The 8,799-nt window shown below is 70.2% G+C and carries 8 protein-coding genes; 2 read left to right on the top strand and 6 right to left on the bottom strand.

Annotated features, from left to right (window positions below; all coding sequences use genetic code 11):
* From H0523_RS21295 to H0523_RS21320, 6 genes are read right to left on the bottom strand one after another with little or no spacing between them, the layout of a single operon-like run.
* Positions 1-1,161 carry a transporter substrate-binding domain-containing protein gene (locus H0523_RS21295; protein ID WP_054431212.1) on the bottom strand — a complete coding sequence of 387 codons (1,161 nt, stop codon included), beginning with the start codon at positions 1,159-1,161 and terminating at the stop codon, positions 1-3.
* Between the two features lie 53 nt (positions 1,162-1,214).
* Positions 1,215-1,928, bottom strand: coding sequence for an ABC transporter ATP-binding protein (locus tag H0523_RS21300; RefSeq protein ID WP_054431209.1), 714 nt, complete (start codon positions 1,926-1,928; stop codon positions 1,215-1,217).
* Complete coding sequence (locus tag H0523_RS21305) at positions 1,925-3,802, bottom strand: branched-chain amino acid ABC transporter ATP-binding protein/permease (RefSeq protein ID WP_054431207.1); 1,878 nt, start codon at positions 3,800-3,802, stop codon at positions 1,925-1,927. The genes H0523_RS21300 and H0523_RS21305 overlap by 4 nt, the downstream gene beginning before the upstream one ends.
* Positions 3,795-4,628: a branched-chain amino acid ABC transporter permease gene (locus H0523_RS21310; protein ID WP_054416553.1), complete on the bottom strand. Its 834-nt coding sequence runs from the start codon at positions 4,626-4,628 to the stop codon at positions 3,795-3,797. Before H0523_RS21310 ends, H0523_RS21305 begins: the two co-directional genes overlap by 8 nt.
* Positions 4,629-4,683: 55 nt before the next feature.
* Positions 4,684-5,850 (bottom strand): substrate-binding protein, encoded by a 1,167-nt coding sequence (locus H0523_RS21315; protein WP_054431205.1) that lies wholly within the window; start codon positions 5,848-5,850, stop codon positions 4,684-4,686.
* 39 nt (positions 5,851-5,889) lie between these two features.
* Positions 5,890-6,780, bottom strand: a complete 891-nt coding sequence (locus tag H0523_RS21320) for a nitrilase family protein (protein ID WP_054431203.1) — start codon at positions 6,778-6,780, stop codon at positions 5,890-5,892.
* A gap of 264 nt (positions 6,781-7,044) precedes the next feature.
* Between H0523_RS21320 and H0523_RS21325 the strand changes: the two genes are divergently transcribed.
* Together H0523_RS21325 and H0523_RS21330 are read left to right on the top strand one after the other, a co-directional pair.
* Complete coding sequence (locus tag H0523_RS21325; RefSeq protein WP_054431201.1) at positions 7,045-7,473, top strand: VOC family protein; 429 nt, start codon at positions 7,045-7,047, stop codon at positions 7,471-7,473.
* A gap of 38 nt (positions 7,474-7,511) precedes the next feature.
* Positions 7,512-8,799: MFS transporter (locus H0523_RS21330; RefSeq protein WP_180180136.1), on the top strand; the 1,288-nt coding region annotated here is incomplete at its 3' end.

Genomic DNA, 8,799 nt, shown 5'->3' on the forward strand with positions numbered 1-8,799 from the left:
TCATGCCAGCCAAAACTCGTCCAGGCCGAAGGCCGTCAGGTAGGGGTCCGGCTTGACCGGTTCGCCGCTGGCCCAGACGATGTCGAAGCGGCCGTCGGCGCGGCACAGGCCGATGCGCGGGGTCAGCACGCTGTGGTTGTTCTCGGCCAGGATGGTCAGCCGGCCGCCGGGCGCGTCAAAGCCCACCTGGTGCACCGCCTGCACCAGCTTGCGCGTGTCCAGGCTGCCGGCGCGCTGCAGGGCGCGCGCGAACAGGTGCACCTGGCTGTAGCAGGCCTCGGCGTAGACGCTGGCCGGCCGGTCGCCGAAGCGGGCGCGCCAAAGGTCCAGGAAATGGGCGTTGGCGGGCGAGTCGACGGTGTTGAAGTAGGTGGCGGCGGTGATGTGGCCGGCGCACAGGGCCGGGCCGATCTCGGCCACCTCGGATTCGGCCATGGTGAGGCTGGCGATGGGGATGTGCGGCGCGCCCGGGTCGGCCTCGCAGGCGGCGTGGTAGCGGCGGTAGAAGCGCTGGGCGTCGTCGCCGATCAGGGTGGAGAACACCACGTCCGGCTTGATGCGGCGGATGTCGCGCACCACGTCGATGATCTCGCCTTCGTCGCAACCCAGCGGCAGGTAGGTTTCGTCGAGGATCTCGCCGCCGTGCTCCTCGACGGTGTCGCGCATGATGCGGTTGGTTTCGCGCGGGTAGATGTAGTCGGCGCCCACCAGGAAGATGCGCTTGCCGCAGTGCTGGATCAGGTAGGCGGCCAGCTGCATGCTGCCCTGGTTGGGCGCGGCGCCGGTGTAGATGACGTTGGGCGAATACTCGAAGCCTTCGTAGACCGAGGCGTACCACAGCAGCGCGTTGCTGCGTTCGACCACCGGCAGCATGGCCTTGCGGCAATGCGAGGTGCAGCCGCCGAAGATCACGTTGACCTCGTCGTCCAGCAGCAGCCGCGCGGCCAGGCGGCGGTATTCCTCGGCGTCGCTGCGCGGGTCGTAGACCACCGGTTCCAGCGGCCGGCCCAGCACGCCGCCGAGCGCGTTGATTTCCTCGACCGCCAGCACGGTGCCGAAGAAGTGCTGCGATTCGGTGGTGCCGGTCACGCCGCTGCGCGAATACAGCACGCCGATGCGCCATCCCGGCGTGGCGGCGTCCGTGTCAGTGCGGGGGGTCATAGGGGCTTCCTTCTGCTAGATCGTGGCCGGCGCGCCGCTGGCGCCGGCACGGTTCATACCTTCAAGTGGTCCATGATATGGCCGGCGGCCCCGGGCGCGCCAGCCTCGCCCTGGTCGACGATGGCGCCCTGCTTGAGCACCAGGTAGCGGTCGGCCACGTCCAGCGCGAAGGCCACGTTTTGTTCGACGATGAACATGGAGGTGCCGCGCCGCTCGCGCTCCCAGTTGAGCGCCCGGCCCAGCCGCTCGATCATCGAGGGCTGCAGGCCTTCGGTGATCTCGTCCAGCAGCAACAGGGCCGGCCGCTGCATCAGGCCGCGCGCCACCAGCAGCATCTTCTGCTCGCCGCCCGACAGGGTGCCGGCATGCTGGCGCAGGCGGCTGGCGAAGACCGGGAACAGGTCGGCGATCTCGCCGAAGCGTTCGTCGAACAGGCGGTCGTTGGCCAGGCCCAGGCGCAGGTTGTCGCGGATGTTCAGGTCGGGGAACAGCGGCTGGTCCTGGGCCGCGTAGGCGACGCCGCGGCGCGCGACTTCGTGCGGCCGCAGGCGGGTGGCGTCGACGCCGCCCAGGCTGACCTTGCCGCGCAGCTTGGGCAGGTAGCCCATCACGGTCTTGAGCAGCGTACTCTTGCCCATGCCGTTCTTGCCCAGCAGCGCCACGCAGGCGCCGCCGGCCACGGACAGCGAGATGTCGTTCAGCACCACGGCGCCTTTGTAGCCGCTGGCGACGTGGTCCAGGCGCAAGGCCGGGGCGGCGTGGCTCATGCCGGGGCTCCTTGGGACGGGGTGGGTTGCGGGTCGGGCGGATTGCCGCCGGGGTTTTCGCCGAGGGTGCCGGCCTGGGCGCCCTGCCCGGCCGGCGCGCTGCCGGCGTAGATAGTGCGCACCAGTTCGGATTCGGCCACTTCGCGGAAGCTGCCGTCCATGACGATGCGGCCCTGGTGCAGCACGATGATGCGGGTGGCCACTTCGGCCACGAAGTCCAGGTCGTGCTCGACCAGCAGGCAGCACAGGCCGTGGGTGTGGGCCAGGGCCGACAGCACCTGGCCGATGCGGGCGCGCTCGTCCTTGCTCAGGCCCGCGGTGGGTTCGTCCAGCAACACCACGCGCGGCTCCAGCGCCAGCACCATGGCCAGTTCCAGCGCCTGCTGCTGGCCGTGCGACAGGTCGCGCGCCACGCGGTCCAGCTGCTGGTCCAGGCCGGTCATGCGCAGCACCTCCAGCGCGTAGGCCGGCAGCGCCAGGTCGGGCGCGCGGCGGCGCCATGACGGGCGTTCGCGCAGCGTGGTGGCGATGCGCAGGCTTTCGGCGACGGTGAGGGTGTCGAAGATGTTGGCGTTCTGGAACTTGCGGCCCAGGCCGTAACGCACGCACTGCTCCGGCCCGTCGCGCTTGACCGCGTGGCCGCAGAGTTCGACGGCGCCGTCGCTGCGCTCGGCGCCGTCGGCGATGCAGCGCATCAGCGTGGTCTTGCCGGCGCCGTTGGGGCCGATCAGGCCCAGCAGCTCGCCGCCGCGCGCCCGCAGGTCGATGCCTTCCAGCACCTTGAGGCTGCCGAAGCGCTTGGCCACGCCGGCCAGGACCAGGCCGCTTTCGGTGGCGGCCTGGGCTGGCGCGCGCGCCACCAATTCCGGCACCGGGGCCGGCCGCCGGCGGCGCCACGGCGCCAGCAGCAGCGGCAGCAGCCCGCGCGGCAGCAGCAGGATCACCAGGATGAAGGTCACGCCCAGCACCAGCTGGTAGACGAACGGCATGTTGCCGCTGAGGTACGAGCCGGCCACGTTGATCAGCACGGCGCCCAGCACCGGGCCCCACACCGTGCCGCGTCCGCCCAGCGCCACCCAGATGATGAGTTCGGTGCCGAACACGAAGCCGGTCAGTTCCGGCGCGACCACGCCGCTGAAGGCGCCGTAGCCGAAGCCCGCCAGGCTGGCGACCGCGCCGCACACCACCAGCAGCGCGATGCGCCAGTGCGCGGTGTTCAGGCCCAGGTAGCTGCAGCGGCCCTCGTTGTCGCGCAGCGCGGCCAGGATGCGGCCGCCGTCGCTGCGCACCGCGACCCAGGCCAGCAGCGCCACGATCGACAGGCCGCCGGCGGCGATGACGTACCAGGCCTCCAGCGACAGGTCGAAGGTGTCGTAGCCGGTCAGGCCGGACGAGGAGCCGGTGTAGGTGCCGCCCGACAGCACGACCTGGGTCAGCACGATGGGCAGCACCAGCGAGATCACGGTGGCGAAAAACGGCGAGGCGCCGCGGTAAAACGACAGCCAGCCAGTGGCCAGCGCCAGCAGCATGGCCGCCCCCACCGCCACCAGCGCGGCCGCGAGCGCGATGCCCGGCGAGAAGCCGTAGTGCGTGAAGGCCAGCCCGGCGGCATAGGCGCCGACGCCGAAGAAGGCCGACTGGCCGAAGGTCAGGTAGCCGGTGTAGCCCCACAGGATGTCCACCGTGACCGCCGCCACGGCGAAGAACAGCGCCTTGATCAGCACGTTCAGCAGATAGGTGTCGAACAGCCAGGGGCCGGCCACGGTCAGCGCCAGGCAGGCGACCGCCAGCCACAGCAGGTCGCGGCCGCGGGCGGCGCGGCGCGGGTCGGCGCGGGTCGCCAGCGCCGGTTGCGCGAGGGAGGAATCAGTCATGGGCGAATCCTTTGGGGCGCAGGCGCAGGGTCAGGGCCGCCAGCACCGCGATGGTGACGCCGCCCAGGATCGGGCTGATGAACACGCCCACCAGCACCTGGCAGGCGCCATAGACCAGGCAGGTCAGGAGCAGCGCGGTGATCGAATTGCCCGACACCATCACCAGCATGAAGGCGCTGACCAGCCACGGCAGCCCCATGTTCGGATCGACGCTGGACAGCGGCGTGATGAGCGCGCCGGCCAGCGCCCCCAGCCCCGCGCCGAGCGCGAAGGTGGTGAAGCGGATTCGTTCGGCGTTGATGCCCAGGCCGCGCGCCAGGTCCTCGTTCATGATGACGGCGCGGGTGCGCACACCGAAGCGCGTGCCGTTCAGCAGCAGCGTCAGCGCCACGTACAGCAGCAGCGCGCCCGGCACCAGGAACAGCCGGTAGGCCGAGTATTCGGTGCCCAGGAACGGCACCGCGCCCTGGATCGGCGCGTCGGCGAACTGCACCTCGCGGCCGAAGGCCATGGTGATGAGCTGGCCGATCACGATGCCCAGGCCCCAGGTGGCCAGGATGGCGTCCAGCGGCCGCTTGTACAGCGGCTGCACGATCAGGCGCTCGACCAGCATGCCCACCAGCACGCCCGCAGCCAGCGCGCACGGCAGCGCCAGCCACGGGTCCAGCCCCAGCCGCGTCACCACCAGGGCGGCGTAGCTGCCCAGCGTGATGATGGCGCCGTGCGCGAAATTGACGATCTTCATCACGCCGAAAATGATCATCAGCCCGGCCGTCACGATGAACAGCATGGCGGCCGTGCTCAGGATGTCCAGCATCAAACCCATTGTGTTCTCCTGCGCCGCCGGCGAACCGGCGGCGCGCAGGGTGTGGCTTAGCGCGTTACTTCAGGTCGGGGCACTGCGCGCCCGGATCGACCTGGTTGAAGGTCTGCAGGATCTTGATGGAGCCGTCCGGCTGCACCTGGCCCAGCCGCATGGTCAGGGCGGCGTGGCGCTGGCGGTCCATCTTGACCGGGCCGCGCGGGCCGTCGAACGACACTTCGCTCAGCGCCTGCACCACCTTCTGCGAATCGGTGCCGCCAGCCTTCTCGACCGCCGCCTTGTACAGGAAGAAGGCTTCGTACTGCGGGCCCGAGAACTCGTTGGCGGTCTTGGCGTCGGCGCCGAACTTGGCCTTCAGGCCGTCGAGGAACTTGCGATTCTGCGGCGTATCGATGCTGGTCAGGTACGAGGCCGACAGGTACATGCCGACCGCCGTGTCGCCCATGGTCTTGGCGGTGGCTTCGTCGATCGCCAGGTTGCCGTAGGGCATGGTCAGGCCGGCCGCCTTGACCTGCTTGGCCAGGCTGACGTTGGGGCCGCCGCCGGCGGTGGAGCTGATCAGCGCGTCCGGGTTGGCCGAGCGGATCTTCGAGACCACCGGCGTCCAGTCGGAGCCGTCGATGGGCAGGTATTCCTCGCCCACCACGCGCCCGCCCTGCTTCTCGATGTATTCGCGGGTGAACTTGAGCATGCCGCGGCCGAAGGCGTAGTCGCTGCCGACCAGGAAGAAGGTCTTGGCGCCGCGTTCCTTCATGAAGTGGTCCACCACCGGCGCCACCTGTTGCTCGGGCACCCAGCCGTTGACGTGCATCCAGCGGTTGCACGAGCGGCCTTCGTAGAACGAGGTGTAGATGTACGGCACCTTGCCGCGCGAGACGATGGGCAGCGCCGCGTTGCGCGCCGCGCTGGTTTCCATGGCGATGATGGCGTCCACCTTCTTCTGGAACACCAGCGTGTCGTAGGCCTTCTGCGCGCCGACCGCGCCCGAGGCGTCGTCGGCGATCTCCAGCACCACCTGGCGGCCGAGGATGCCGCCGGCGGCGTTGATTTCATCGGCGGCCAGCTGCGAGGCCTGCACCACGCCGGGCGCGACCACGCTGTTGGCGCCCGACAGGCCGACCGGCACGCCGATGCGCAAGGGTTCGGCCGCTTGCGCGCCCGCCGCGCCGGTCAGCGCGGCGATGAAGGAAAGTCGGATGAGGAAGCTGCAAGTGGGGTTTTTCATGGGGATTTCTCCTTGGGGGCCGGCTGTCCGCCGTTGTATTCAACGCTGCCGCGGCGCCTCGGCGGCGCCCAGCAGTTCGTCGTAAAGGTCGCGGCGCCGATCGCGCAGCACGTGGTTGAAGTCGTTCAGTTGCCGCGCGCGGCGCGAGGCGGCCAGGTCCACCGGCGCCACCAGCACCTCTTCGCGGTCGTGGCTGGCGGGGCCGGCCACGGTCCAGCCCTGCGAGCCGACGATCAGGCTGCGGCCGACGAAGGGCTGGCCGCGCTCGACGCCGACCCGGTCGGCGCACACCAGCGTCAGGCCGTTGCTGTGGGCGCCGGCCGCCGCCAGCGCATGCGCCATGGCCGGGCCGTCGGGCGTCTGCCCCGGCATCGGCACCCAGTTGGTGGGCACCGCGACGATGTCGGCGCCGCGCAGCGCCAGCAGGCGGTAGACCTCGGGGAACCAGCCGTCGTAGCAGATCGCCACGCCCAGCCGGCCGAATTCGGTATGGAACACTGGCAGGCCCAGGTCGCCCGGCTCGAAGAACAGGTTCTCGTCGCCCCACAGGTGCAGCTTGCGGTAGGTGCCCAGATAGCCGTCGGGGCCGGCGATGACGGCGGCGTTGTACAGCCGGCCGCCGCTGCGCTCGGCGATGCCGGCCACCAGGTAGATGCCCAGGCGTTGCGCCAGCGCGATCCAGGCCTGCGAACTGGGGCCGTCGGGCACGGTTTCGGCCAGGGCGTGGGCCTCCTGGCGGCTGGCGAACACGTAGCCGGTGTTGGCCAGCTCGGGCAGCACCACCAGCCGCGCGCCCTGCGCGGCGGCCTGCTCGACCAGTTCGATGGAACGGGCCACGTTGGCGGCGACCTCGCCCATGACGGGGGCCGTCTGCACACTGGCCACGTGGATCGCGGACGAGGTGGCGTCCGGCGGCGGTGAAACTTGCATGCGATCTCCCTGCAACGTTTTGGAAAACAAAAAAGCCCCCGACCACGCGTTGCGTGTGAGTCGGGGGCTTCTATAGCCAGACGAAGGTTCGGGCAGCAATCATTGCTGCGGGGCACTGCCGCACCAAGCCGTGCCGGTGCGTGCGGATCAGTCCTGATCCTGTGGCGAATGATAGGGATGGGCTCGGACCGGCGGCAATAAGAGGTTTCCCGGACGGCGCCATGGATGCGAGAATCAGGATCGGCCACAAAGGAGGAACCCGCCATGCCCCAACTTTCCGCCTACCTCAGTTTCGACGGCAACTGCGCCGAGGCCATGCGTTTCTACGAACGCGTGCTCGGCGGCCGCGTCGAAGCCATGGTCCGCTACGCGGATGCGCCCGCCGATGCCGCCATGCCGGCGCTGTCCGGCGAAGACGCCGAACGCATCATGTACGCCCGCCTGGCGCTGGACGAACAGGTGCTGATGGCGAGCGACGCCACCGCCGGCCATCCCTACCCCGGCAAGCAGGGCATGGCGCTGTCGCTGGCCTACCCCACGGTCTCGGACGCGCAACGCGTGTTCGATATGCTGGCCGAGGGCGGCAGCGTTACCATGCCGCTCCAGAAAACCTTCTGGGCCGAAGCCTACGGCGCGCTGATCGACCGCTACGACACGCGGTGGATGGTCAGCGGCGGGCGGCTCAACCACTGACAACCGCATCCGCCACAAGCGGATGGAGCGAGAGATCCATGACGCATGGCATACAGGGCAAGCAACGCTGGTGGGCACTGATGGTGTTGTGCCTGGGCGTATTGATGATCGTGCTGGACACCACCATCGTCAACGTCGCCCTGCCCTCGATCCGCGAAGACCTGCATTTCACCGAGACCTCGCTGGTGTGGGTGGTGAACGCCTACATGCTGACCTTCGGCGGCTTCCTGCTGCTGGGCGGACGGCTGGGCGACCTGCTCGGCCACCGGCGCATGTTCCTGGCGGGCCTGGTCCTGTTCACCGTGGCATCGCTGGCCTGTGGGCTGGCGCGGGGCCAGGGCCTGCTGATCGCCGCGCGCGCCGCGCAGGGGCTGGGCGGCGCGGTGGTGTCGGCGGTGTCGCTGTCGCTCATCATGAATCTCTTCACCGAGGCCGGCGAACGCGCCCGCGCCATGGGCGTGTACGGCTTCGTCTGTGCGGGCGGCGGCAGCCTGGGCGTGCTGCTGGGCGGGCTGCTGACCAGCACGCTGTCGTGGCACTGGATCTTCCTGGTCAACATTCCGATCGGCGCGGTGGTGTATGCGCTATGCCTGCGGCTGTTGCCGGCGGCGCGCGGCGCGGCCGGCGGCGGCCGGCTCGACGTGGCCGGCGCGCTGGCGGTCACCGCGTCGCTGATGCTGGCGGTGTACGCCGTGGTCAACGGCAACGAGGCCGGCTGGACCTCGGCGCAGTCGCTCGGCCTGCTGGGCGCGGCCGCGCTGCTGATGGCGCTGTTCCTGGCGATCGAGGCGCGCGTGGCCGAGCCGCTGATGCCGCTGGCGCTGTTCCGCCTGCGCAACGTGGCCACCGCCAACGTGGTCGGGGTGCTGTGGGCCGCGGCCATGTTCGCGTGGTTCTTCGTGTCGGCGCTGTACATGCAGCTGGTGCTGGGCTATGACGCCATGCAGGTGGGGCTGGCGTTCCTGCCGGCCAACCTGATCATGGCGGCGTTCTCGCTGGGGCTGTCGGCCAAGCTGGTGATGCGTTTTGGCATCCGCGGGCCGCTGGCCACCGGGCTGCTGATGGCGGCGCTGGGGCTGGCGCTGTTCGCGCGCGCGCCGGTCGACGGCGGTTTCACGGCCGATGTGCTGCCGGGCATGCTGCTGCTGGGCCTGGGCGCGGGCATCGCCTTCAACCCGATGCTGCTGGCCGCCATGAGCGACGTCGAGCCGAGCCAGTCGGGCCTGGCGTCCGGCGTGGTCAACACCGCCTTCATGATGGGCGGCGCGCTGGGGTTGGCGGTGCTGGCCAGCCTGGCCGCGGCGCGCACGGCGGCGCTGGCCGGCG

Origin of the sequence: Achromobacter insuavis, assembly GCF_902859645.1 — a bacterium.
GTDB classification, from domain to species: Bacteria; Pseudomonadota; Gammaproteobacteria; order Burkholderiales; family Burkholderiaceae_B; genus Achromobacter; species Achromobacter insuavis.